The organism is Roseibium polysiphoniae, from assembly GCF_014842925.1.
Classification (GTDB): domain Bacteria; phylum Pseudomonadota; class Alphaproteobacteria; order Rhizobiales; family Stappiaceae; genus Roseibium; species Roseibium polysiphoniae.
In genome coordinates, this window is record NZ_JACYXJ010000003.1 from 649,066 (window position 1) to 672,935 (window position 23,870).

Genomic DNA, 23,870 nt, shown 5'->3' on the forward strand with positions numbered 1-23,870 from the left:
GGGTCTCCATTGGTTTGGAAAATTGCGTGGTTTCTCCCTGGACGAAGCCATCGCTGGCCTGGTCCCTGGATAGTCGTGGGGTTAGGTCGATTGGTTTCGGGAAGCCGCTAGTTGGTTGCGGTTTCACTCTGAGGTTCAATCAGGCCGATGGACAGCATGTCGCCATCCGCATTCAGCAGGCCGATTGCCACAAAGGCACAAACGACCAGGGCAATGCTGACCGTCAGGATCGCGAGGATCGGCTTGCCACGTTCCGCCTGCCGGGCTTCGGTGGCGGTCTTTTCGAGCTTTGGCTCGGTCATATCTCAACTCCGTCTTAGCGTTGGTCCAGAAGCCTTCGCAGCGTTCGGTGTCAGAGGGGAAACGAGTGACCCGGCCCAAAGTTCCAGAAAAATTTGACGTCGTGATCAGCGCGCAGGCCGGTCAGCCGAGATTTCACAGCTCATCGGAACCAAACGGCAGTTTCCCGGTTTACAAGGCGGCTCGATGTGTCCGAAGCAGGGGCGCATTGCCTAAGAATTCCACGCGGTCGCTGCCGCTCAGATCTTGGGGAAGTTCCGATGTCGCGATTGGTCGTTGTTTCAAACCGCATGCCGCTTGGCGATAAACCGTCCGGTGGGCTGGTTGTCGCCTTGAAAGATACGATGGAAGAACGCGGTGGCCTCTGGGTAGGCATCACCCGCGAGGACGCGTCGTTCACGGGTGCAGAGATGCCTCGCTCTCAGGGTCTGGAAAACCATCCAGGTGGTCCGTTCGAGCGGAAAAGCTGTTCCATCGAGGCATCGCTCTATGACGACTATTATCTCGGCTATGCCAATTCGGTGCTCTGGCCACTGTGCCACGGCCGAACCGATCTTCTGGATCTGCGCCTGAGTTTCCGGGAGGCCTATCTGGAGGTCAATCGGCAGCTCGCCGATGCTTTGGCGCGGGAGCTTCGCCCTGACGACGTTGTCTGGGTTCATGACTATCATCTGTTTCCCCTGGCGGATGCGTTGCGCCGTAAGGGCGTTTTCAATCCGATCGGGTTTTTCCTGCATATTCCCTTTCCATCGTCCGCCAATGTCGGGGCGCTCTCCAATGCGGGGGAACTGGCCGAATGGCTGTCAAGCTATGACCTCGTCGGCCTGCAGACAAACCGCGACGTAGCGTCCTGCCTCGAGGTGTTCCGCACCTTGAAGGAAAGTGAATTCTTGATGGATGGCTCTGTTCGCTATCGCGACCGGACGGTCGATCTCAAGAGCTTCCCGATCGGGATCGAGGCAAGTGCATTTCAGAAGATCGCACAAAACGCCGAACCTTTGCCCAGAGCAGCGCACGGACCTCAGAAATTGATCATCGGAGCTGAACGTCTCGACTACTCCAAAGGGCTACCGCATCGCTTCAAGGCTTTCGGTCATCTGCTTGAAACGCGAGAGGAATTGCGTGGCGAGGTGTCGTTTGTTCAGATCGCATCGCCGACCCGCGAAGATGTTCAGGCCTATCGCGAGATCCGAGAACAACTGGAGCAGCTATCCGGCTCCGTGAACGGCCGGTTTTCGGACATCAACTACACGCCGATTCAATATATCAATCGCATGATTGACCGAAACCGACTGGCGGGCCTTTATCGCCACGCTCAGGTCGGCTTGGTAACGCCCCTGGCAGACGGGATGAACCTGGTGGCGAAGGAATATGTCGCCGCACAAGATCCTAGCGACCCTGGCGTGCTTGTTTTGTCGAACTTTGCAGGTGCAGCGGAGCAGCTTGGAGATCACGCGCTGACAGCCAATCCTTATGACGCGGCGCAAATGGCAGACTGTATCTCTCAGGCACTCTCCATGGAGCGCGCCGAACGGATCGAGCGACACTCGGCCATGCTCGAAAATGTTCTGAATGAGGATGTTGATTGGTGGGCGTCTTCCTTCCTCAGGCACCTGGAAGACAAGTCGATGGGAACGGACTTTCTGAGCCTCTTGCAGAACCTGCCTGATGACGGGATCGACGCAGAGAAAGCGGACGCCTAGCGCGGCGCGGTGTCCCTCCCAAGAGGGGCGCGCTATCTTGCCGACCATACACTTCAGAGGATCGAACATAAAAAGCCGGCGCATTCCAAATGAATGCGCCGGCTTTTTTCTCGTCTGTTCAAATGAGCGTTAGCTCGCTTTGGAGACGCTTGTTACGGAGATCGGGTCACTGGCCGGGAAGCTGTCTTCAAGACCTTCTTCCAGTGCCTGCTCTTCGTCACTCTGTTTCGTCGCGTCGCCGCCATTCATCTGCTGAACGGTTTTCTCGGCCATGCGCCGGGTTTCCTTGAGCGCCTGGCTGCCGGCTTCCGTCGCCTTGTGAAACAGATCGTCGCGTGTCGCGCCGACGGTGCCGTTCTCCATTTTAGTGCGCGGCAAGAGGGCGCCGAGTGCAAAACCGGCCACGAGACCCATGGCGCCGACCGCGAAGGGATGTTCGCGCGCAAAGTCGGATGTCCGTGTCGCAGTCTGGCGATAAGCCTTTTCAAGGTCATGACGTTTCTCGTCGACGACGCGGCTGGTTGTTTCGGCTGCTTCGTTCAAGGTCTGTGCTGCGCGCTCGCGCGACGACTTGAGCGCGGCCTTTGCCCGTTCCGCGGTGCCAGGTGTCCCGGACGCTTCCGGGTGCGGAGTTGGCGCGATGGTCCGGTTCTCGGGTGTTGTGGAGGGTTCCGGGGTGCGAATGTAATCAGACATTGTGGTCTCCTTTATTGGTCGGTGGAGGAAATGAAACGTGCGGCGAGAAAACCGATGGCCGCTGCCCCGATGGCAAGGGGGACAGGGTGTTTGCGAGCGGTTGCGCCAAGCGTTTCGATGGAAGCGGCTGCATCCGCTTCACGGATCTTGTGGGCCGACGCCGAGATATAATCGGCGGCCGTCACGCTCAGGGCCGCGGGAGCATCATTCTTGCCCGCCTCGCGCTCTCGCAGGGTGTGGGCAATCTCATCCAGAATCGAAGATGATCTGTCTTGCTGGCCCTCGACGAAGCGGAGTGACTCGCGCTTCAAAGTCTGGGCCAAGCCAAGCGCTTCAGAGCGGGCCGTTTCCAGAAGAGGGCCCAGGGGATCCGCGGACGCCTCCTGCGTATTCCAGTTTTCAGAGTGTGGTGATCGATGTGGAGCTGGGTCAGTCATCTCTCTGTCCTCCTGTTGTGCCAGGTAAACGTTGGACGGGGAGAGAAGTTCCTGATTTTCAATTTTAATTTGATGCTTTTATAGTTCTCTGTGTGAAGTAAAAAAGCCCGGGCGTGTTGCCCGGGCTTTTGGTCTTGTTTTACGAAACCTAATGCGTCTTGGTGGTTTTACGATGTGCTGCCTGAAAGTCGATCAGACTTGCGTCCGTTGTGGTCACGCACGCCCAGGTAAATCATTGCGCCGAGAGAGCAAAAGGCGAGGGCGCTGGCGACCGGATGGCTGCCCAAGACACTTTTGGCGTTTCCAACGTAGCGGTCCGCGCGGCGCCGCGTCTCGGCTTTGATCGCTCTGGCGGCCACCGCGCGGGGAGCCAGTTGCTCGGTCGCGATCGAGGCGAGCGCGGCGATTTTACGGCGGGTGTCCTCCAACTCGGATTCAAGGGCGTCTGGTGACAGATCTTGCTTCGTCTTCATTTGACCAACTCCTCAATCAGTGCCCGGTCCTGCTTGAGCTGGTCAAGTGTGCGGGTCGGTGTCAGATGCTCAAGTGAGAGCTTCGTCAGTCCCAGCCAAGCCAAAAGGCCAGAGACAAGCAATCCGGCGGCGCCAACGCTCAGCGCGGAAAGGGCTGGGCTCAGTCCGGCAGCGATCAAGCCGTAAACCCCCGCAAACATCAAAATGAAAAGAGTGGGCAGGGCAAGGACAAGCGCGACTGCGATCAGCGCCAGGCCATTCTTGGCGGTGCCGAGCTTTTCCTGAACTTCCGCCTTTGCCAGGCGGACCTCGCCGCGCAGGAGCTGTAAAACCTCCCGGAACAGGTCCGAGATGAGTGTTTTTTCCGTTTGAAACGGCTCTGATCCAAGCATTTTCCCAGCCTTCGGTTCCAAGCTTTGGCAGGTCGAACGCCGGATGGTACAAAACAAGCATCGGCGGTCGGGCTTGGTCAACTAATGCGCAGGACTGGCCCGGGTTCCATCGATATGTGACCCGGTCAGGCGTCTCTGGCCACGATTTCGGTCAGGAAACCCCGAGAAAAGGGTATGGGCCTTCGAAGTCGCCGACCGGCAGCCAGTGACTCAGGAAGCGATCTTCGCGCCACTCGTGGAGCATGAAAGCGCCGGGTTCCATGGTCAGGCTGTTTTCAGAATTTTCACGTTGATCCAGGGTGACCGCGTGAGAGGTTCCCGGGCAAACTTGGCAAATATGACCGGCGAAAGAGCCGACAATCGAGCGATGGAGGTGACCGCACACGAGGCGGATCTCTCCGTGATAGCCCGAGATTGCCTGGCTGAAAGCTTCGGTCTCGCGAAGGTTCTGCGCGTCCATGGGCGCAATGCCGACTTCGAATGGCGGGTGATGAAACCCAATCAGGACCGGTTGGCCGTTCAAGTGATCAAGGTGGGTGGAGACGAAGGAAATGGTCTCGTCTGTCAGAGCGCCGTGAGCCTTGTCTTCAACAAGACTATCGAGGCCAAGAACCGAGAATTGTTCCAGGTCCAGGTGCCAGTTCAGGTCACCCGCTCGTGGCATCCAGTCGGCGTCTGCGAAAGCTGCACGCATGGCGTTCCGCTTGTCGTGGTTTCCCGGCACAGCCTGATAGGGAATCTTGAGCGGGTCCATGAGCTGTCGAAACAGTTCGTATTCCTCGGCGTTGCCGTGCTCGGTCAAATCACCGGTGACCAAAACGAGGTCGATCGGTCCGAGCTGATCCACGATCCGGTTGATGGTCGCAACGGTCTTCGCCAATGCCGTCGAGGTATCGACCTGCTGATAGGCGAGCTGGCCCTTGGGGACGATATGGGTGTCCGTGATCTGAAGAATTTTAGTCATGCGATTGGCAACAGCTCTTAAACAAGAATGAGGTGAGATGGATCTATCGACAGGCGTACCTGTTGGCCGCGCTTTGGCGTTGTGCGGCTTCGCAGATGGGCATGAACAAGCGCACCATCGGCGACGACGCCACGTATTCCGAGCCTATAGTGGCCGCCAGAAAAGGTGATGGTTTCGACGGTTCCTGTCAGCGGGCCTGTGTCATCGACCTTTATGTTTTCTGCGCGGACGTAGATCTGCTTGTCGTTCGCAACGTCTGACACGTCGAGCTTGCCTCCGGGCAAGAGGAGGTCATTGCCAACGCGCTGGCCATTCAGCGGCATGGCGTTTCCAATGAAGCGGGCAACGAAGTCGGAGGTGGGGGCGTGATACAGCTCTTCCGGCGTTCCGATCTGCTGCAAGGTTCCCTCTGACATGACCGCGATGCGATCGGCGATGGCCATGGCTTCGCCCTGGTCGTGCGTGACGAAAACCGCCGAGATTCTGAACTCGCGCAGCATGGCAGCAAGCTCATCACGAAGCTGATCACGCAGTGCTGCGTCCAACGCGGACAAAGGTTCGTCGAGCAACAGGATGCGCGGACGGGGCGCCATGGCCCGGGCGAGCGCCACGCGCTGTCTTTGGCCACCGGAAAGGGCGGTCACGGGCCGCGTCGCTTGTTCAGTCAGGCGGCAGAGCTCGAGCAATTCATCCACACGTTTGCCGCGTTCCAATTTGGGAACCTGCCGCACCTTCAGTCCGTAGCCGATGTTCGCGCGAACCGACATGTTCGGAAAGAGTGCGTAGGATTGGAAAACCATGCCGACGTTGCGACGCTCTACTGCCATCTCCGTGACATCCGCGTCCCCGAACACGAGGCGGGTGCCGGCGTCAGGTTGTTCCAGCCCGGCGATGATCCGCAGCAATGTCGTCTTGCCGCAGCCAGATGGGCCGAGCAAGGAGAGGATCTCGCCTTGCTCCACGGTCAGACTGGTGGGTTTCAGTGCGCGGGTCCCGTCGGCAAAGGTCTTCGCCGCGTTTTCGATCCGGGTGGTCATTGGGCGATCCTTTGCGCTCGGGCAGAGGCCCATTGCATGGCCATGAGCAGAGGGACGATCATCACGAAGAAAATGAGCGTGTAGGCGGAGGCAATCTCGAGACGCATGGAGGCATAGCTGTCGGCCAGGCCGACCGGCAGGGTTTTCAGATAGGGGGTATGCAGCATCCAGGTGAGGTTGAATTCGCCAATGGAGAGCGTCACCACGGTTAGGGCCCCCGCCAGAATGCCCGGCATGGCGTTGGGAACAACGATCGTGCGGAACCGGGTGAAGGGCGTCGCGCCGAGGGTGGCGGCGCTTTCCTCAAGGGTTTTGAAGTCCATTGCCGCGAGCACGGCCAGGACTGAACGCACCATGAAAGGCAGGGTGTAGAGCACATGACCGACCAGGATGAAGGCCCATGAAGTTCTAAAGCCCTTCATGGTGCCATAGAGCTGCAGCAAGGCCAGGGCGAGTGCGAGACCGGGAACGGCCAGGGGCAGGGAGATGAACTCCTCGAGAGCGCGCGAGATGCGGCCAGGATTTCGGGCCAGCGCATAGGCTGCGGGTACACCGATCACGAGCGTTGCGATCAAACAGGTGAATGCCAGCCAGAGCGATAGGAAGATGCTGTCCGCATAGAGTTCCCAAACCTGGCCAAGCCATTTCAAGGTGAGGCCGGACGACAATCCCCTGAAGTAGTTGACTGTCAGGCCCGCAAGGATGGACTGGATCGCGGGGACGATGAGGAAGGCAGCGGTCAGCAAAGTGACCCAGAGCTGCAAATGCCAGGTGAGGCGACGCTGCATTTTATCCTCCTGCCGGCACGGTCGTGCCTGCAAGGCTGCGGGCGATGAGCAACAGGCTCCAGGTCACCAGTCCCAGAAGAATTGAAAGCGCTGATGCCATGGCGATGTTCGCTGAAAGCGTGAACTCGGTGTAGATGACCATGGGCAACACATCGATGTTGGTCGCCAGTGTGAAGGCCGTGCCGAATGCGCCCATCGCGGTGGCAAAGGCGATAGCGCCAGCGGCAACAAGGGATGGCGCTAGGCCGGGCAAGAGCACGTCGATGACAATGCGCATTGGCGACGCCCCAAGGGTCCGGGCTGCCTCTTCCAGCGCAGGGTCAAGTTTTTCAACGGCTGCCATGACGGTCAGAAGAACCCGCGGGATTGAGAAATAGAGATATCCGAGAAAGAGGCCGAGGAGCGAATAGGCGAAAACCACATGCCCGGGCAGCAGTTGGTTCACCAGTCCTTGCCGGCCGCCCAACAGGATGATCAGGAAACCGATGACGACGCCTGGAAATGCAAGCGGAAGTGTCAGCACCGACAGGAGCAGACCCCTGCCGAAGAACTGGTTTCGCGCGAGAAACAGACCGGCAGTCGTGGATATGATCAAGGCCAGCAAGCTGACTGCGAGCGAGACCAGCACGGTGTTCAGCAGGGTTTCCAGATAGCGCGGCGTTTGCAGGATCTGAAGATAGATCTGCCAGCCAGCGGGGGATTCCGCAGAGGCCTGAACCAGGCGGATCAACGGCAGCGCAAGAAACGCGAGCGTGAAGATCGCCAGGGGAACGAGGCAAGCGGCCACAAAGAGACGAAGGGACATGTTTGGACTATCCGGAGATGGCCAGCCGGCGCGAGTATGCGCCGGCTGGCCAGGTCACGAAGTTACTTGACTTCGTTCAGGTAACGCTCGCCAAAGCCAGCTTGGGCGCGTTCCATATGGGCGTAATCGACCGCAACTGCGCGGGCATAATCGCTGGCCGGGAGGAACTTCTCGGCGACTGCGGCCGGCAGTTCAACCGGACGGGACGGCTGAAGGTAGGCGTTGGTCCAGATGGCCTGGCCTTCGTCGGACAGGATGAAGTCCAGAACCTTCTTGCCGGTTTCCTCATGCGGCGCGCCCTTGACCAGGCTCATCACGTAAGGAACGCGAACGGAGCCTTCGCACGGCAGAACGAATTCGAAATTGCCGTCTTCTTCGTACTTGCCGCGGTAAGCGTTGAAGTCATAGTCGAAGAGGATCGGAATTTCGCCGGACACGACGCGGGCGTAGGATGTCTGCTTGGGAACGATCGGGTCGTTCTTGGCCAGGTCCTTGAAGTAGGTGATCGCCGGGTCGAAGTTTTCCAGATCGCCGCCGAATGCAAGGTTGGCGGCAACTGCGCCAGCATAGCCCACGAATGCGGAAGACGGATCGAGATAGCCAACCATGCCGCGGTATTCAGGCTTTTTCAGATCTGCAAAGCACTGGGGAACCGGGGCGCCGGCGAGGGCGTCGACGTTTACGAAGAAGCCGAGCGTGCCGTAGTGAACGGCAAACCACTTGCCTTCAGGGTCCTTCAGGCCAGCAGGAATTTCATCGAAACCGGTTGGCTTGTAGGCGGTCACGATGCCTTCGTTGCCAGCCTTGATGCCAGTCGTGACACCGTAGTAAGCGACGTCTGCAACCGGTGCTTCCTTTTCGGCAAGAAGCTGGCTCATGGTCTGGCCGGAGTTCTTGTTGTCATGGGGCAGCTTGATACCAAGCTTGTCGTCGATGGCTTCCAGCATGGACGCCCAATCAGCCCACTGTGGAGGGCAGTTGTAGCAAACTGCATCTTCAGCCTGTGCCGGAAGCACGGCGGCCATTGTCATCGCCATAACGAAAAGTGTACGTTTCATGTCAGTGTTCTCCTGAAGCAACTCAGCAAGTTCTCGGGGTTACGCTGTAGATGACAGAGAAGTTGCCGCTTCTCTGTCATCCATTCTTCCAGCTGGGGGCGGCCCGAGAGTGCCGCCTGGCCGGAAACGGAAAGTCTGGGCCGGATCTGGTTGTGCCGGCTTTTCATCGCCTGAAATTTCAGCCAACACTGTCTGAACGGCACCGCGCCCCATAGCGCGGGGGTCGGTCTCGATGGTCGCGAGATTGGGATCGACGATCAGGCCGGTGGAAATGCCGTCGAAGCCAATCAGCGACAGGTCGTCTGGGATACGAAGGCCCAGGTCACGAGCAGCCTTCATGGCGGCAAGTGCCAGGAAATCATTTGAAGCGAAAATTCCGGTCAGGAACCTGTGCTCGCTCAAAAGGGCGCCAAGCAACTCCAGCAGATTGCCGTCCTGTTCCTCGATTTCCAAGAGGACAGGTGGTGCCATTCCCGAGTCTCGGCAGGCTTTTGCATAGCCTTGATGTCGCTCGCGAGACCGGTCTGACCGATTGAACCGAAGAGCCAGGAAGCCGGTGTTGCGATGGCCTTCGCAGGCGAAGGCTTGTGCGACGCGCGCAGCGGCCGCGCCGTTATCCACTGCCCAGGTCGGCAGGCCCATGACTTTACGATTGTAGACGAGGCTGCATGGCAGGCCGTTTGACCTCAGCAGACCAAGGCCCAGGCTGTTTTCTGCGCTGTTGACGGTCGCAATCAGTCCGTCGACCCGCTTTGCAAGCAAGGTTCTAATGGCGCTGGTTTCCAACTCGTCATCATATTCAGAGCAGGCCAGGATCAGCTGGTAGCCGGCAGCGTTGGCTTCCTGTTGGGCTGCCTGAACAACATCCGCGAACACGGGGTTCGCGAGCGATGGCACGACGCAGCCGATGGTCTTGGTCGAGCTCGACTGCAGGGAGCGGCCAAGGGCGTTGAATTCGAAGCCAAGGTCATTTGCCGCCGCCAGGACCTTTTCCCGCGTGTCCGCGCTGGCCGGACCTTTCTGGTTCAGCACACGGCTGACCGTTGCAATGCCGCATCCGGCCCGGTCGGCAACGTCCTTGATTGTGGGCAGGCGAGGTTTCAAGACAGGCAGCTTTCAAAGGTCTCTGGAAACGTTTCCAGTCACACCTACACTGGCCGAATGTCACTTTGATGAAAGTGGGCGCCGGAACCGGCAATCTGCTGCCGTCAGTCGAAAGCACTTTTGAGCTTCGCGTCTTCCTTAGGGGAAGTGACGGGCTTTGAGTCCTCTTCAAATGCATTCAAGTGCAGCCGGATACGCCACAGATGGTAGGCGACCCTTTGCAGCCAGCGGAGCGCGTCAAGCCGGATGAGAGCATCCTCGTCCGAAATTGCGCCCGTGACGGCGTCGGACACAATCTTGTCGCGGCGCACTTTTCGCTGACGGCGCATCAACCTGCGGAGCCGGTCGAGCAGGGTTTCGCAGGCTTCAGGGTTCTCAGGTCGGGCATGCTGCAAAGCCGTGCTGGCAAGAAGGCGCTTGAGGCGCAACAGCTGCCTGTCTTCCTCAAGCGCTGCGATCCGCTCAGCCTGGTTCGAGCGGTAGAGCAAGCGCTCCAGATGATCGAGCGCATGGAACATGCCTTTGCTCTTTTCTGAAAGCTCCTTGCTATCTGCGGGTATCTTGATCTGGTCGAGAAAGTCGCGGGTTTGGCTCAGCGCCTTTTCGAGTTCCTGACTGTCGTAGGTTTCCTCCGCGATTGGCGGCGATGTTCCGATCTCGGCACAAAGGTGATCAGTGACCGCTCTGGACAGTTGGTCGACGGCGGTGATGGCCAGTTCGACTGCCGCTTTCGGGTCGCGCAGCACCACGGGATCCAGAGACTTTGTAAGCGCGTGGCCTTTTTCTGGCACCAAGGCTTCCACCAAGCGGGCGAAGGGTTTTGTGAAAGGAAGCACAAGGATGACGCTGAGGAAATTGAACAGACTGTGGAAAGCGACCAGCGCGACCTGTTGGTTTCCGGCGCCGAGGGTCGGGGAGACGAGCGCGGTGAAGGGCCCGACGAGGAGGAACGCCATCAGGCCCGTGAGCACGTTGTAGATCACATGCGCGAAGCCTGTGCGCTTGGCCATGGTGCCGCCGCCGACTGTTGCGAGGACCGCCGTGAACGTGGTGCCGACATCCATGCCGATCACGAGAGCTGCAGCCTGGGGGAAGTTGATGGCACCTGCTCCCAAAGCGGCAAGGGCCGTCGCGACACCGGCGCTGGAGGATTGTGTGACGAGGGTAATCAGAACGCCGATCGCAACCATCTGCAGGCGGCCGAAGAGCGTATCTGCGGGAAAGTCTGTCGGCGTCACCACGCCCTGGAAGGCGGTCATGCCATCCTTCATGTAATCAATGCCGATGAAGAGAAGACAGAAACCGGCGAGGGCCTGTCCCAACATCGCGACCCTGCCGCGAGCGGCCAGTCGGAGCAGGGCGCCGACAAAAACCAGCGGCAGCACAAGTTCACCCAGATCAAGCTGAAAGCCGAGGATCGCAACGAGCCAGCCGGTGAGTGTGGTGCCGATGTTGGCGCCGAAAATGATGCCAAGTGCCTGAGGGAAGGTGAGAAGTCCGGAGGCTACGAAACCGACTGCAGTGACCGTCGTGGCGCTGGAGGATTGGATGGCGGCTGTTGTCAGCGCGCCTGTCGTTGCGCCTGACAGCGGTGTTGCGGTGAACCTTGCCAGAACCTCGCGCATTCTCGTGCCAGCCAGGGTCTTTAAACCCTCGGTCAGCATCAACATGCCGAGAAGGAAAAGGCCAACACCTCCCAGTGCCGACAGGAAACTGAATATCATTTTGTAATCATGCGCCTTTTCCGGCAGATGCTGCAATAGAACAGGCTGGAAAATCGACGCTGTAAGAAGTTCTACGTGTCCGCGAGGATGTCCTTGAGGGACCCGTCATGATGCGGCCGCTCTGTCAGGTTGAGACCTGAATGAAGGTCGATGATGTGGCTTTTCTGAATCTCTTCGGCGGCGGTGGCATCGCGTTCGGCAAAAGCCTTCATCAGCGCGTGGTGCGAGTGACTTTCGCAGGCCGTATCCGGCCGCTTCCAGTAAAGGGCGATAATCAGGGACGATCTTGAAATCAGGGAGCGAACCATGTTGGCCAAGACCTGATGGTCTGAAATATCGGCGATGGCGGTGTGGAACAGGCCTGAAAGTGAAAGGGCCTTGCCCATGTCGCCTGCGGCAATGGCTTCATGCTCTGCATCGATATGCGCCTGGAGGCCTCGTAGATCGGCTTCGCTCGCGGTGGTGGCCGCCATGCGGGCAATGCGCGGTTCGATCAAAGCGCGGGCCTCGAACACTTCATGCGCTTCACGAATGGACGGCCTGGCGACGAATGCGCCGCGGTTCTTCTCGATGGTGACCATTCCGGAATGGGCCAGGGCCTGAAGGGCCGCGCGGACGACGGTTCGGCTTGCACCATAGATCTCGCCAACCTCGTCTTCAGACAGTTTCACGCCAGGCGCCAGCCGATGTTCGAGGATCGCTGTGTGAAGCTTCAGGCAAATGTCCAGCGTTCGTCCTGCGGGGAGCGGGAAGATGCCGTGCAGCCCTCCGGCTGTGACGTGGTTGGGATCGCGAAGTGGTTGGGTCATGGGGCGTGTTTGCGCAAAGTGTTGATCATGGAACTCAGCATAATCCGATCAAACATGCACGCAATGATTATCGTATACAATTATTGTCTAATTCGTATTCGATAAGACTAATAATTGTGCACTTGGAACCCCGGCGGAGTTCCCGTACATCCCTGGATGGGCCTTGAAATGGCTGGTTTCAGCCAAACAGTGGAGTTGGCATAGCGGTTGCAATCTAGCGGGTCGTTGACTGTCCGGCACCCGAGAGCCCCACATTATGCCAAAGAACCTAAGCCTTGAACTTGTAGCCACCACAAAGCGATACGGCGAAACGACCGCGGTCGACGCCATCAATCACAAGTTCCAGGCGGGAACCTACTCCTGTCTTCTGGGTCCCTCCGGCTGCGGAAAGTCCTCGACCTTGCGGATGATTGCTGGCCATGAACATGTCAGCGAGGGCGACATTCTTCTGGGTGATGCCAATATCACCGATCTGCCGCCCGCCGGACGCGGCACTGCCATGATGTTCCAGAACTATGCCCTGTTTCCGCACATCAGTGTCGCCGACAATGTGGCCTTCTCCCAGAAAATGAAGGGCGTCGAGCGGTCGGTCCGCTTGACGCGGGCGATGGAGCTGCTCGATCTGGTCGACATGACGGCCTATGCCGACCGGCTGCCTGATCAGTTGTCAGGGGGGCAGCAGCAGCGTGTTGCCCTCGCGCGCGCCTTGATCACGGAACCGTCCGTCCTGCTGCTCGATGAGCCGCTTTCAGCGCTCGATCCCTTTTTGCGGATCAAGATGCGACTGGAGCTGAAGCGCCTTCAACGCGAGCTCGGCATCTCGTTCATCCATGTGACCCACTCCCAGGACGAAGCGCTGGCCCTTGCCGACGACATCATTGTCATGAACGGCGGCCAGATCGAGCAGGCCGGATCGCCGCGCGATGTGTTCAACGCGCCTCGGACCGAATTCGTCGCGAAGTTCATTGGTGGACACAATGTTCTGCAGGTTGGTGGGTCTCCGGTCGCAGTGCGAGCCGACAAGCTCAACGTGGCCCGAACCGCAGGGGAGGGCGATGCCATTCTCAGCGCTGCGGTCAAGGACGTCGAATACCTCGGTTCGACCGTCAATCTCGCTCTGGACGCGGGCAGTGCTGGCGATCTGACGGCATCGCTGCCGGACGCAGCCTTTTTTGCAGACCCGATTGAAATCGGCACCACCGTCTTCCTCGGTTGGAAGCGGGAGGATGCGCATGCTTTGGCAGCGTGAGCTGCCGGAAACGCCGGCTTGGGACGCCGGCACAAAAACCTAACAGGGGAATTGGAGAAGACGTTATGACTAAGCAGATCGAAAACAAGGGCCTCAGCCGCCGCAGCATCTTGAAGGGCGGCGCCGCAGCCGCGGGCGCAGCCATCGGTTCGGGCGCTGTGACCGGCTTCCCGACCATCTGGGCTCAAAACATCAAGGATGTCACCCTGCGCCAGTTCGGCACCGGCGTGTCCAACATCAATGAGGTCGCTCAGAAAGTTAAGGAAGATCTTGGTTTTACCCTCGAGATGACCGCACTCGACAGTGACAGCGTCACACAGCGCGCTGCCACTCAGCCAAAGTCCTTCGACATCGCCGATATCGAATACTGGATCTGTAAGAAGGTCTGGGGCGCCGGCAATCTGCAGGCGATGGACACCTCCAAGATCAAGAACTACGACAAGATTGTCGGCACGTTCAAGAGCGGCAAGCTGACACCGGAAAGCGTCATCGCCCAGGGCACCGCGCCCCATACGGTTGGCTTCACCTCCGGCCCGGACGGCAAGGATTTCGTCCAGGAAGAATCCGGCTGGATGACTCTGATCCCGACGATCTACAACGCTGATACCCTGGGTATTCGCCCTGACCTCATCGGCCGTCCGATCGACACCTGGGCCGAGCTGCTGAACCCGGAGTTCAAGGGCAAGGCATCGATCCTGGACATCTCTTCCATCGGCATCATGGATATGGCCATGGTTGTCGAGGCGATGGGAGAGTACACCTATCCCGACAAGGGCAACATGACCAAGGAAGAGATCGACATGACGCTTGGCATCTTCACGGAAGCCAAGAAGAACGGTCAGTTCCGCGCGTTCTGGAAGTCTTTCGATGAGAGCGTCAACCTGATGGCTTCCGGCGAAGTCGTCATCCAGTCCATGTGGTCACCGGCAATCACCGCTGTTCGCTCGAAGGGCATTCCGTGTGTCTATCAGCCGCTGAAGGAAGGCTACCGCTCCTGGGGCGGCGGACTTGGTCTGTCGAAGAACCTCTCCGGCCTCGAACTTGAGGCAGCCTACGAGTACATCAACTGGTATCTCGACGGTTGGGTCGGCGGCTTCCTGATGCGCCAAGGCTATTACTCCGCTGTGCCGGAAACCTCCAAGAACTTCATGAGCGAAGACGAGTGGGGCTTCTGGTTCGAGGGAAAACCTGCAGAAGGCGATATCAAGAACCCATTTGGCGACGTCATGGAAAAAGCCGGCGCAGTGCGCGATGGCGGATCCTTCTACGACCGCATGGGCTCTGTTGCCTGCTGGAACGCCGTCATGGACGAGAACCAGTACATGGTTCGCAAGTGGAACGAGTTCATCGCGGCTTAAGGCCCTCCGAACGTACAACTCTCCCTGTCCGGCACATTGCCGGGCAGGGACCCTCACTTTCATTCAGGCCGACATTGTAGCCCATGACCAAGACAAAGACCGACCCGTCCAAGCGCGCAGAGCGCATCAGCTGGCTGCTGGTGACGCCGCTGACCTGCGTTCTCGGGTTCTTTCTGCTGCTGCCGATCCTCACCATCGTGACGGTCAGCTTCTGGAACTACAATGAGTGGTCGTTTTTCCCCGACTTCGTTCTCGACAATTACGCCTTTCACCTGACCTCGGCTGTCACCTGGGCGACCTACCTGAAAACCCTTAAATTCATGGTGCTGACCTGGATATTTTGCGCGGGGATCGGCTTTACGGTGGCCTATTTCCTGGCGTTCCACGTTCAGTCCTTGCCGGCGCAGGTCGCCCTTTTTCTGGTGTGCACCATTCCGTTCTGGACCTCGAACATCATTCGCATGATCTCCTGGATCCCGTTCCTTGGTCGCAATGGAATTGCAAATTCCAGCCTTATTCACCTCGGCATCATCGATGAGCCGCTGGAATGGCTTCTCTACTCTGACTTCGCGGTCGTCCTTGCCTTCGTTCATCTATATGCGTTGTTCATGGTTGTACCGATCTTCAACACGATGATGCGGATCGACAAGTCTCTGATTGAAGCGGCGCGCGATGCAGGTGCCAGCGGCTTTCAGATCCTGACAAATGTCATCATTCCGCTGGCCAAGCCGGGGATCATGATCGGTTCGATCTTTGTCGTTACCCTGGTGATGGGGGATTTCATCACCGTACGCCACATGTCCGGGGGGCAGAGCGCTTCGGTCGGCCGGATCATTTCCAACGAAATATCGCTCTTGCAGTATCCAGCAGCAGCTGCCTCGTCCGTGGTGCTTCTGTGCACGGTTCTCCTGATGATCGGCGTCATGATGCGCTTTGTCGACATTCGCAAGGAGCTCTGAGATGGAGCCGCGTTCCCGCTCTTTTTATCTTCTTGCAGCGTTTTTCACGTTGTTCGTGATCTTCCTCTACGGCCCGGTCATCACCATCGGAATTCTGTCGTTCCAGGGACCAAGGGGCGGGCTGACCTTTCCGATGAACGGGGTTTCGCTGCACTGGTTCTTCGACCTCTTCGAGCAGCAGGCGGTTGGCGACATCTGGGGATCCTTCCGTCGATCCTTCGCGCTCGGCCTCATGGTCATGAGCGTCACCGTGGTCCTGTCGGTCATGGGCGGGCTGGCTTTCCGCCGGAGGTTTCGTGGTTCCACGGTGCTGTTTTATCTGATCATCGCCAGCCTGATCATCCCATCCATCCTAGTGTCGCTGGGGGTCGGCCTGATCTTCAACATTCTGGATCTCGAGGTGCACTGGGCCACATCCGGTTTCGGTTCCCAGCTGACATGGACGCTGCCGTTTGGTCTTCTGATCATGTTTGCCGTGTTCAATCGCTTCGACAAATCCTATGAGGAAGCGGCGCGAGATCTGGGGGCGTCGCCGTGGCAGACCGTGCGCCATGTGGTCCTGCCGATCATCGCTCCGATGCTGATCGGGGTGGCGCTCTTCGGCTTCACGCTTTCCTATGACGAATTTGCGCGCACGCTGCTGACAGCCGGGTCCTATAACACTTTGCCGCTGGAAATTTTCGGCATGACGACCAATGTCACATCGCCGGTCCTCTATGCGCTGGGCACGCTCACAACCGTCTTTTCCTTCGCGATCATCGGCACCTTTCTGCTGGTGGTCGTCATCCTGCGGCGCCGGAGGACAAAAAGCGGATCCGACGCCGGTTCGGGACTGGTGTGAGCTCCATGCAGCAGGGCGCACGTCATTTCCTGGTGATCAATCCGAACACGACCGCATCGATGACGCGAAAGATTGGCGAGGCGGCGCGCGCGGTCGCAGGGGTCGAGACCCGTATCACGGCGATCAATCCAACCCATGGTCCGGCGGCTATTCAGGGTGCGGCCGACGGAGACGCTGCGCTTCCCGGGCTTCTGGCTCTGGTCGATGCGACGCTTTCGGGCGATCCGGGGATCGACGCGGTGATCATCGCCTGTTTCGATGACACCGGGGTTTGGCAGCTGAAAAGCCGGTGCAGCGTGCCAGTGATCGGCATCGGCGAAGCGGCCTGCCACATGGCTTCCCTCCTCGTCGAACGCTTTTCGATCGTGACCACACTTTCGGTTTCCATTCCCGTTCTTGAAGACAATCTTGCGCGAAACGGGCTCGCCCGTCGCTGCGCGAAAGTCCGTGCGTCAGATGTTCCCGTTCTGGATCTTGAAGATGCCGGAAGTGATGCGCGCAGCAGGATCACGGCGGAAATGTCCAGCGCTCTGGCTGCAGACGACATTGGCGCCATCGTGCTTGGCTGCGCCGGCATGGCCGACCTCGCCAATGAGCTCTCCGACCAGTTTCAGGTGCCCGTCATCGACGGCGTCGCCGCCGCCATAGGTCTGGCAGAAGCCCTACCTGCAACCGCCCGACTTGGACGCTGTTCAGCGGCACATTGATCTATTATTTTTACAAAAGTGGTGCCGGCAGCAGGCGTCGATTTTTAATAAAACACCAATTAAAACAATGAGATAAAAATTCAATCCTGAAAATTGTGGGACAGTTTGAGGGACAATTTGTGGGACAGTCAGACTTCGGGACCATGAGGAGTTTTTTAGACGCGCCGGTTTACAGCGTCGGCAGGCGATAGCCTCGGCGCATTCGGGGAGCGGGGACGGTTCCCTTTAATGTCGCGGGTTGAAAAGGGCAGGGGCCTTTAGGAGTCAGCATTCCGAATGCGCGCTTCCAGATGGTCGACAGCTTCCGCGAAGGAGATTTCTCGAACCGGGTCATGCTCAAGATAATGGCTGTAGTCGAAGTAAACCGCTGCGAACAAGGCCTCGAGAGAGGCCGGCTCGCGCCGGTTCACTTTCTTGGTGTTGCGTTCCTGAGTAAGGCCCCAGCCGGCATAGAAGGGCACGCCGAACGTATGAACCTCACAACCGGCCAATAAGGCTTCAAAGCCCAGCTGGCTGGAGACGCAATAGACCTTGGAACAGCCTTCCAGCAGGGCCCAGGGATTGATGGGTTCAGGCGTAAGCCGCAGCCGGTTTTCTTTAAGGGCTCGGGCGCAGACCGGGTCGGTCTGCTCGATTGAGTGCAAGGTTTCAGGCGTGAAGTGTCCGGCCTTCCGACCGATCATCGTTTCCGGGTGGACCTTGATGAGGATCTCGGCCTCCGGGTTCTCACGAATGGCTGTCTGGAGCATCAAGAGGAATGTTTGCTCTTCTGCAAAGGCACCCGGGATCGACGCGTCACCTACCGTCTGGTCGACGACAACAACGCGGTCCTGCCGGTCCGCCGACCGCAGTTGGAGATCAGATATGTCTGAGACCGTGAAGCTGTTGTATTTTGAAAGGTGCTTGGACCTGAGCAGATTGATCGCTTCGTGAACTCTGTTATGCGACGTCGGCTTCGCGATCTGCTGATGAATGTGACGTTCCAGATCACTTGGCTGGCGTGCATCGTAATAGATTCCGCTTTTGTCCAGAACCAGAGAGAGTGGCTTCTCGTCATTGCCCGGGCGAACAGACCGCAGGAACCCATCCTCAAATGCCAGATAAGGCAGACCGCGTTTGGCAGCGATCTTGCGCGCCCTTGCGGCGGTCGGTTTGTGGCCCCAGCCCGCAATCGCATCCAGGGACCAGCCGAAAAGACCCGGACGCCCTGCCTCATATCCCGAAATTAGTTCAATGGCCTCTTTGAGCTGCCAAAGTCCTGAGGTTGCCAGTCCGATCTTCATAAAAGCGTCAATCCAGATTTCTTTTGCTACATTCGATCACTTCAGCCGCGGACGGAGCGAGCCGCCAGGCGCTCCCCGCCACATGTGTCTGAGCGTGCTTCTCTGTGACATCTTCCGCCCGCTACCGCAACGTGACGAGGCTTTAGAGTCTTCCGTTTCCTGGTTCAGAAACCGATGCGCTGCCAAGCGTTGCCGATGAGCCCATCATGATACGAGGAAGTGAACTGGTCTTTCTGTCACATCACTCAGGTGAAATCCTCAAATCCATTAATCGCCGTTAACCTTTGGGCAATGCCGTTAGGGCATGTTTCGTCTGTCGGTGAAATGGAATGAAGAACGATGTGTCAGCTTTGCCAAGCGCTCGGGATCGAGCCCAAAACGTCTACGGTTGCAGGCTTCGTTTGCGAGGAAAGCAAGTCACCATCAGACGGTAACTTCATCCTGAAGGCGGCGCTTGTCGAAAGTGGTGATGCGGCCGCCAGCGTCGCGACCTCCTACTCGATGAATGTTGGCGACGCCTTTGCCGGATCCCTGTCCGCCGGTGACCGCGATTGGGTTGCAGTCACTCTTGTTGGCGGGCAAAGCTACAGCATTGAACTGACCGGAACAGGTGCCTCGCCTTTGGCTGACGCCTATTTGCGGCTGTACGATTCTTCCGGAAATCAGATCGCCTCTGACGATGATGGCGGCACGGGATACAACTCGGCCCTTCGGTTTACAGCAAGTACGAGCGGCACTTATTTTCTCGGGGCAGCCTCCTTTGGGGACACCTATGCTGGAAACTACACTCTCGATCTAAATCCATATACGCCGTCCGTTTTTTCAAACGACCAGATTGCCGATCAACTCACAGACGGCTTTGGGCAGTACAACGGTGGTGCCCAGCGTGCCTTTAACGTTGCGGTTGGCGGGACGATTTCGGTCAATATCACGAGTTTGCGGGCAGCAGACCAGCAGCTGGCCCAAAACGCCCTGGCGCTCTGGTCGGATGCGACGGGCCTGAATTTTTCCTTCACGAGTGGCAGCGCCCAAATGGAGTTCGGCGATGGTGATGCCGACAGCGCCTACAGCTGGTCGTCTGTCAGCGGCTCGAACATCACCTATTCCTATGTGAATGTCGGGACGGGCTGGGTCGACTACTACGGTACAGGGCTCAACACTTATTCGTTCCAGACCTATATCCATGAAATTGGCCACGCGCTGGGTCTCGGCCACGGCGGCAACTACAATGGCTCCGCGACATATGGTGTCGACAATCACTATGTGAATGACTCCTGGCAGGCGTCGATCATGTCGTACTTCAGCCAGAGCGAAAACACATACATCAATGCGAGTCTGGCCTATGCGATCACGCCGCAGATCGCGGATATCATCGCGATCCGCAATCTCTACGGCACCGCGGGCAACACTCGGACGGGTAACACCACCTATGGCGATAACGCCAATTCCGACGACCTCATGGCGCAGATCAGTGGCTTGAATACCTACATCACCTACACAATTGTCGATGACGGTGGCAAGGATACGCTCGACTTCAGCAACTCATCCGCCAACCAGACCATCGACCTGCGCGAAGAAGCTATCTCCAGCGTTAGAGGCTACACCGGGAATTTGATGATCTCCCGTGGATCTGCGATAGAAAATGCGATCGGGTGGAGTGGGGACGATACGCTGGTGGGGAATGGATTGAATAATATGCTTACCGGCAATGCCGGTGCGGATACGCTCAATGGCGGCGGCGGGTTTGACTGGGCCGTTTATAACAACTCAAATGCTGCAGTCACGGTAAACCTTGGTGACGGCCTCGCCGAAACCGGTGGCCATGCCCAAGGCGACGTGCTCTTAAGCATCGAGCGTGTTCTCGGCTCGCAGTACAACGACACACTTACAGGCGACACCGCCAACAATTACCTCAGCGGACACAATGGCGACGACACGCTCAATGGCGGCAGCGGCCACGATATCCTCCGCGGCGAGGCCGGTGCCGATACCCTCATTGGAGGCGCCGGGAATGACTGGGCGTTTTACAACAACTCCAATGCCGCTGTGACCGTTAATCTCGGCGATGGCCTGGCCGAGAGTGGTGGCCATGCCCAAGGTGACACGCTCTCCGGTATCGAGCGTGTTCTCGGCTCACAGCACAGGGACACCATCACTGGCGATAGTGGCAATAACTTTCTCAGTGGACACAATGGCGACGACACGCTCAATGGCGGTAGCGGACATGACATCCTCCGCGGCGATGCTGGGGCCGATACACTCGTTGGCGGGTTAGGAAACGACTGGGCTTATTATGACAATTCGAATACCGCAGTGACGGTGAACCTCGACGACGGCTTGACGGAAACCGGTGGCCATGCGGAAGGTGATACGCTCTCTGGCATCGAACAGGTTTTCGGCTCCAAATATGACGACATCATCATCGGCAGCTGGGTCAGGAACTACCTTAGTGGTCACACAGGTAACGATACCCTAGATGGCGGTGACGGTGACGACGTTATCAGAGGCGACCAAGGAAACGACACTCTTACCGGCGGCAGTGGTAGCGATACGTTTTTGTTTCTGACCGCTGGTGAAGCAGATACCATTACAGATTTCGAAGACGGGTTTGATATAATTCGTATCGGTCTGGGCTTAACATCCTTCGTTGATCTTGCCGTTTCCGACAGTGGTGCTGACGCGATTTTGACCTTTGCGAGCAACTCCATACTGATTCAGAATTTCGACTACAATCTCCTTTCGTCAGACGATTTCGCTTTCGTTTAGGTTTCTCGATAGCGACTTCAAACGCTGATAGATGTAACTTCGCGTTTTAGGCGATAACTGACGCTCAGCTGCTTCTGCATTTTTGGCGAATAGCGATTGGAGATCGACGCGACTTGACGACGGACAATCAAGCAAACGAGATTCGTTGGCGAGCATATCATCGGCATTTTGAGCCTGCCCCGAATGCTGGACCATTTTGAGCTGGAATTTTCCATTTATGATCCCGAGTGCGGGAGAAGGAGAGTTCCATGAAGAAGAGCAAGTTCACAGATGCGCAGATAGCGTTTGTGCTAAAGCAGGTTGAAGATGGCACGAGTATCGCCGAAGTATGCCGGAAGGCCGGGATCGCTGAGGCGACGTTCTACAACTGGCGCAAAAAGTACGCTGGTTTGATGCCTTCTGAGATGAAGCGTCTGAAGATGCTCGATGAAGAGAATGCCAGGCTAAAGCGGCTGGTGGCTGATCTCTCGTTGGACAAGGCGATGTTGCAGGACGTTCTCAAACGAAAGCTCTAAGGCCTGCTCGTCGCCGGGAACTGGTTGATGATCTGCGAACGATCTGGGGTATCAGCATTCGTCGTGCTTGCGGCGTTCTGGTAGCCCAGAGATCGAGCTACCATTATCGACCTTGTGGCGATGACCAGGCCGAACTCAAGAGGCGTATCAAAGAGATCGCACAGACGCGAGTACGGTATGGTTACAGGCGTATTCATGTCCTGTTGCGCCGGGAAGGCTGGCCAGTAAATGTCAAGCGTGTGTACCGGCTCTACAATGAGATGGGTCTTCAATTGCGGAACAAAACGCCCAAACGTCGTGTAAAAGCCAAACTGCGGGAGGATCGCATGGAGGCGACGCACAGCAATGAAACATGGGCAATGGACTTCGTGCATGATCAATTGGTGACGGGCCGCAAGATCAGGATCCTGACCATCGTGGACACGTTCTCGCGGTTCTCACCGGCAACCGACCCTCGCTTCAGCTACCGCGGAGAAGACGTGGTTCAGACACTTGAACAGGTATGTCGGAAAATCGGCTACCCCAAGTCGATCCGTGTCGATCAAGGGTCGGAATTCATCTCGCGCGATCTGGATTTGTGGGCGTATCAAAAGGACGTTATCCTTGACTTCTCTCGACCTGGAAAACCAACGGATAACGCCTTTATTGAGAGCTTCAATGGCAAGTTCCGAGCTGAATGTTTGAACACGCACTGGTTCATGAGCCTTGACGACGCCCGGTCCAAAATGGAGGAATGGCGTAGGGACTACAACGAAGTTCGTCCCCATAGCGCAATCGGAAACAAGTCACCGATATCGCTGATAAACGGCCCAAAGGCGGCTTTTCCGCCCTGAGCCTTAACACCCGGAAAATTGCCGGCCGGGTGGTCCAAACAAGGGGAGCAGGTCATCCTCCATTTTCCTAACTATAGGGGTGGACCAATTCAAAGGGGGAGGATCAAGGTAAGCTTGCCTATGCCCGGGCAGAAACTTGGGAAGTTGACCGCAGCAATGTGCATTAGAATTGGTTCCGCGACCAAAAAGCGGCCGATTGCGTATCTCAGCAAGCCGAAGCCTTCAAGCTACAGGGTGGATTCCGTTCATGTTCCTTGGTATCGCTAGCACCTTATTGTTCCGATGCTGGGGTCTCTACGCTGGTAATAGGGAGCAAGAAATAAGCCTTTTTGTTTGAAATTGTTAATACGAAAATGGTGGGAGTCAGTTTACTTTGGTGCATGCGAATTGGTTTTGGAAAATAGTTTGAGCTTTTTCGTAACCTCTGTGAATCTCAGCGTCTAAAAAGACTGTACGACCCTTGGCGCTAATGCCTAGTTAGACTGAAAGAAATGAATGGTTGCTGTAAAAGAATTATCTATACCCGCTGTCAAAATTATAGTGCTTAGCAAACATAATGATGAGCGAGGGTTCTTTTCGGAAGCCTACAATAAGCGCTGCTTTTCAAATGCTGGCATAGACATAGACTTTGTTCAGGATAACCATGCTTTTTCGGCAAAGAAAGGAACGGTGCGCGGTTTGCATTTTCAAATTCCCCCGTTTGCTCAGGACAAGCTCATTCGCGTTGTTAGCGGCTCGATTCTTGATGTTGTCGTGGATCTCAGAACAGGGTCTTCGACCTATGGTCAACATGTTTCCACGCTGTTGTGTGCTCGTGGCGGGAACCAGATTCTCGTGCCGGTCGGATTCGCTCACGGGATGGTGACCTTGGAGCCAGACACGGAAATTTTGTACAAGGTATCCAATTATTACTCACCGTCGCATGACAGAGGGGTTTTGTGGAACGATCCGGAACTCGCCATCGATTGGGGGGTGTCTGGTGCAGACGCTCATTTGTCAAAAAAGGACAAAAACCAACCTAGGCTTTCGGAACTGCCTGCCTATTTCACACGTTCAGGGGAAGAGTAGG

At 57.3% G+C, this 23,870-nt stretch carries 23 protein-coding genes; 9 read left to right on the forward strand and 14 right to left on the reverse strand.

Going from position 1 to position 23,870, the window contains the following annotated elements:
- Window positions 1–107: 107 nt before the first annotated feature.
- Window positions 108–302 (reverse strand): hypothetical protein, encoded by a 195-nt coding sequence (locus IG617_RS10015; RefSeq protein ID WP_192109063.1) that lies wholly within the window; start codon window positions 300–302, stop codon window positions 108–110.
- Window positions 303–560: 258 nt separating this feature from the next.
- On the opposite strand from IG617_RS10015, the gene IG617_RS10020 reads away from it, so the two are divergent.
- Entirely contained in the window at window positions 561–2,003 is a 1,443-nt protein-coding gene (locus IG617_RS10020; protein WP_192109064.1) for an alpha,alpha-trehalose-phosphate synthase (UDP-forming), read from the forward strand.
- 129 nt (window positions 2,004–2,132) lie between these two features.
- Here the strand turns inward: IG617_RS10020 and IG617_RS10025 are convergent, their stop codons facing one another.
- From IG617_RS10025 to IG617_RS10080, 12 genes are all read right to left on the reverse strand, one after another.
- Complete coding sequence (locus IG617_RS10025) at window positions 2,133–2,699, reverse strand: hypothetical protein (RefSeq protein ID WP_192109160.1); 567 nt, start codon at window positions 2,697–2,699, stop codon at window positions 2,133–2,135.
- A gap of 11 nt (window positions 2,700–2,710) precedes the next feature.
- Window positions 2,711–3,136 (reverse strand): hypothetical protein, encoded by a 426-nt coding sequence (locus IG617_RS10030; RefSeq protein WP_192109065.1) that lies wholly within the window; start codon window positions 3,134–3,136, stop codon window positions 2,711–2,713.
- A gap of 167 nt (window positions 3,137–3,303) precedes the next feature.
- The gene (locus IG617_RS10035) at window positions 3,304–3,609 is read right to left on the reverse strand and encodes a hypothetical protein (RefSeq protein WP_192109066.1); all 306 of its coding nucleotides are present in this window, start codon (window positions 3,607–3,609) and stop codon (window positions 3,304–3,306) included.
- On the reverse strand, window positions 3,606–4,001 hold the full coding sequence (locus IG617_RS10040; RefSeq protein ID WP_192109067.1) for a phage holin family protein: 396 nt from the start codon (window positions 3,999–4,001) through the stop codon (window positions 3,606–3,608). The genes IG617_RS10035 and IG617_RS10040 overlap by 4 nt, the downstream gene beginning before the upstream one ends.
- 151 nt (window positions 4,002–4,152) lie before the next feature.
- Window positions 4,153–4,965, reverse strand: coding sequence for a phosphodiesterase (locus IG617_RS10045; RefSeq protein ID WP_192109068.1), 813 nt, complete (start codon window positions 4,963–4,965; stop codon window positions 4,153–4,155).
- Window positions 4,966–4,982: 17 nt separating this feature from the next.
- A complete protein-coding gene (locus IG617_RS10050; protein WP_192109069.1) occupies window positions 4,983–6,002 on the reverse strand; it encodes an ABC transporter ATP-binding protein in 1,020 nt (339 codons plus the stop codon).
- The gene (locus IG617_RS10055; protein WP_192109070.1) at window positions 5,999–6,790 is read right to left on the reverse strand and encodes an ABC transporter permease; all 792 of its coding nucleotides are present in this window, start codon (window positions 6,788–6,790) and stop codon (window positions 5,999–6,001) included. The genes IG617_RS10050 and IG617_RS10055 overlap by 4 nt, the downstream gene beginning before the upstream one ends.
- Before the next feature lies 1 nt (window position 6,791).
- Window positions 6,792–7,595: an ABC transporter permease gene (locus IG617_RS10060; RefSeq protein WP_192109071.1), complete on the reverse strand. Its 804-nt coding sequence runs from the start codon at window positions 7,593–7,595 to the stop codon at window positions 6,792–6,794.
- 62 nt (window positions 7,596–7,657) lie between these two features.
- Complete coding sequence (locus IG617_RS10065; protein WP_209008383.1) at window positions 7,658–8,653, reverse strand: ABC transporter substrate-binding protein; 996 nt, start codon at window positions 8,651–8,653, stop codon at window positions 7,658–7,660.
- A gap of 39 nt (window positions 8,654–8,692) precedes the next feature.
- Window positions 8,693–9,757 carry a LacI family DNA-binding transcriptional regulator gene (locus tag IG617_RS10070; RefSeq protein WP_192109072.1) on the reverse strand — a complete coding sequence of 355 codons (1,065 nt, stop codon included), beginning with the start codon at window positions 9,755–9,757 and terminating at the stop codon, window positions 8,693–8,695.
- 104 nt (window positions 9,758–9,861) lie between these two features.
- Window positions 9,862–11,481: a Na/Pi cotransporter family protein gene (locus tag IG617_RS10075; protein WP_192109073.1), complete on the reverse strand. Its 1,620-nt coding sequence runs from the start codon at window positions 11,479–11,481 to the stop codon at window positions 9,862–9,864.
- A gap of 71 nt (window positions 11,482–11,552) precedes the next feature.
- Window positions 11,553–12,290, reverse strand: coding sequence for a GntR family transcriptional regulator (locus IG617_RS10080; RefSeq protein ID WP_192109074.1), 738 nt, complete (start codon window positions 12,288–12,290; stop codon window positions 11,553–11,555).
- Window positions 12,291–12,546: 256 nt separating this feature from the next.
- On the opposite strand from IG617_RS10080, the gene IG617_RS10085 reads away from it, so the two are divergent.
- The 5 genes from IG617_RS10085 to IG617_RS10105 all read left to right on the forward strand — a co-directional run bounded on the left by IG617_RS10085 (window position 12,547) and on the right by IG617_RS10105 (window position 17,404).
- Window positions 12,547–13,539: an ABC transporter ATP-binding protein gene (locus IG617_RS10085; RefSeq protein WP_192109075.1), complete on the forward strand. Its 993-nt coding sequence runs from the start codon at window positions 12,547–12,549 to the stop codon at window positions 13,537–13,539.
- A 65-nt stretch (window positions 13,540–13,604) separates the two neighbouring features.
- Window positions 13,605–14,897: an ABC transporter substrate-binding protein gene (locus IG617_RS10090; protein ID WP_192109076.1), complete on the forward strand. Its 1,293-nt coding sequence runs from the start codon at window positions 13,605–13,607 to the stop codon at window positions 14,895–14,897.
- A gap of 83 nt (window positions 14,898–14,980) precedes the next feature.
- Entirely contained in the window at window positions 14,981–15,856 is an 876-nt protein-coding gene (locus IG617_RS10095) for an ABC transporter permease (RefSeq protein ID WP_192109077.1), read from the forward strand.
- A gap of 1 nt (window position 15,857) precedes the next feature.
- Window positions 15,858–16,697, forward strand: a complete 840-nt coding sequence (locus tag IG617_RS10100; RefSeq protein WP_153768559.1) for an ABC transporter permease — start codon at window positions 15,858–15,860, stop codon at window positions 16,695–16,697.
- A gap of 5 nt (window positions 16,698–16,702) precedes the next feature.
- The gene (locus IG617_RS10105; RefSeq protein WP_192109078.1) at window positions 16,703–17,404 is read left to right on the forward strand and encodes an aspartate/glutamate racemase family protein; all 702 of its coding nucleotides are present in this window, start codon (window positions 16,703–16,705) and stop codon (window positions 17,402–17,404) included.
- Between the two features lie 257 nt (window positions 17,405–17,661).
- On the opposite strand, the gene IG617_RS10110 is transcribed toward IG617_RS10105, so the two are convergent.
- Window positions 17,662–18,687, reverse strand: coding sequence for a capsular polysaccharide export protein, LipB/KpsS family (locus IG617_RS10110; RefSeq protein ID WP_192109079.1), 1,026 nt, complete (start codon window positions 18,685–18,687; stop codon window positions 17,662–17,664).
- 339 nt (window positions 18,688–19,026) lie between these two features.
- Between IG617_RS10110 and IG617_RS10115 the strand changes: the two genes are divergently transcribed.
- From IG617_RS10115 to rfbC, 3 genes are all read left to right on the forward strand, one after another.
- A complete protein-coding gene (locus IG617_RS10115) occupies window positions 19,027–21,453 on the forward strand; it encodes a M10 family metallopeptidase C-terminal domain-containing protein (RefSeq protein WP_192109080.1) in 2,427 nt (808 codons plus the stop codon).
- 248 nt (window positions 21,454–21,701) lie between these two features.
- A protein-coding gene (locus IG617_RS10120; protein ID WP_192109081.1) for an IS3 family transposase occupies window positions 21,702–22,801 on the forward strand; the annotation gives its coding sequence in 2 pieces (ribosomal slippage) (window positions 21,702–21,963 and window positions 21,963–22,801; 1,101 coding nt in all).
- A 495-nt stretch (window positions 22,802–23,296) separates the two neighbouring features.
- Complete coding sequence (gene rfbC, locus IG617_RS10125; RefSeq protein WP_192109082.1) at window positions 23,297–23,869, forward strand: dTDP-4-dehydrorhamnose 3,5-epimerase; 573 nt, start codon at window positions 23,297–23,299, stop codon at window positions 23,867–23,869.
- Window position 23,870: the final 1 nt, after the last annotated feature.

Coding starts and splice junctions, on each gene's coding strand:
- IG617_RS10015 (WP_192109063.1), bottom strand. CDS start 302: ATGACCGAGCCAAAGCTCGAAAAGACCGCCACCGAAGCCCGGCAGGCG.
- IG617_RS10020 (WP_192109064.1), top strand. CDS start 561: ATGTCGCGATTGGTCGTTGTTTCAAACCGCATGCCGCTTGGCGATAAA.
- IG617_RS10025 (WP_192109160.1), bottom strand. CDS start 2,699: ATGTCTGATTACATTCGCACCCCGGAACCCTCCACAACACCCGAGAAC.
- IG617_RS10030 (WP_192109065.1), bottom strand. CDS start 3,136: ATGACTGACCCAGCTCCACATCGATCACCACACTCTGAAAACTGGAAT.
- IG617_RS10035 (WP_192109066.1), bottom strand. CDS start 3,609: ATGAAGACGAAGCAAGATCTGTCACCAGACGCCCTTGAATCCGAGTTG.
- IG617_RS10040 (WP_192109067.1), bottom strand. CDS start 4,001: ATGCTTGGATCAGAGCCGTTTCAAACGGAAAAAACACTCATCTCGGAC.
- IG617_RS10045 (WP_192109068.1), bottom strand. CDS start 4,965: ATGACTAAAATTCTTCAGATCACGGACACCCATATCGTCCCCAAGGGC.
- IG617_RS10050 (WP_192109069.1), bottom strand. CDS start 6,002: ATGACCACCCGGATCGAAAACGCGGCGAAGACCTTTGCCGACGGGACC.
- IG617_RS10055 (WP_192109070.1), bottom strand. CDS start 6,790: ATGCAGCGTCGCCTCACCTGGCATTTGCAGCTCTGGGTCACTTTGCTG.
- IG617_RS10060 (WP_192109071.1), bottom strand. CDS start 7,595: ATGTCCCTTCGTCTCTTTGTGGCCGCTTGCCTCGTTCCCCTGGCGATC.
- IG617_RS10065 (WP_209008383.1), bottom strand. CDS start 8,653: ATGAAACGTACACTTTTCGTTATGGCGATGACAATGGCCGCCGTGCTT.
- IG617_RS10075 (WP_192109073.1), bottom strand. CDS start 11,481: ATGATATTCAGTTTCCTGTCGGCACTGGGAGGTGTTGGCCTTTTCCTT.
- IG617_RS10080 (WP_192109074.1), bottom strand. CDS start 12,290: ATGACCCAACCACTTCGCGATCCCAACCACGTCACAGCCGGAGGGCTG.
- IG617_RS10085 (WP_192109075.1), top strand. CDS start 12,547: ATGCCAAAGAACCTAAGCCTTGAACTTGTAGCCACCACAAAGCGATAC.
- IG617_RS10090 (WP_192109076.1), top strand. CDS start 13,605: ATGACTAAGCAGATCGAAAACAAGGGCCTCAGCCGCCGCAGCATCTTG.
- IG617_RS10095 (WP_192109077.1), top strand. CDS start 14,981: ATGACCAAGACAAAGACCGACCCGTCCAAGCGCGCAGAGCGCATCAGC.
- IG617_RS10100 (WP_153768559.1), top strand. CDS start 15,858: ATGGAGCCGCGTTCCCGCTCTTTTTATCTTCTTGCAGCGTTTTTCACG.
- IG617_RS10105 (WP_192109078.1), top strand. CDS start 16,703: ATGCAGCAGGGCGCACGTCATTTCCTGGTGATCAATCCGAACACGACC.
- IG617_RS10110 (WP_192109079.1), bottom strand. CDS start 18,687: ATGAAGATCGGACTGGCAACCTCAGGACTTTGGCAGCTCAAAGAGGCC.
- IG617_RS10115 (WP_192109080.1), top strand. CDS start 19,027: ATGTGTCAGCTTTGCCAAGCGCTCGGGATCGAGCCCAAAACGTCTACG.
- rfbC (WP_192109082.1), top strand. CDS start 23,297: ATGGTTGCTGTAAAAGAATTATCTATACCCGCTGTCAAAATTATAGTG.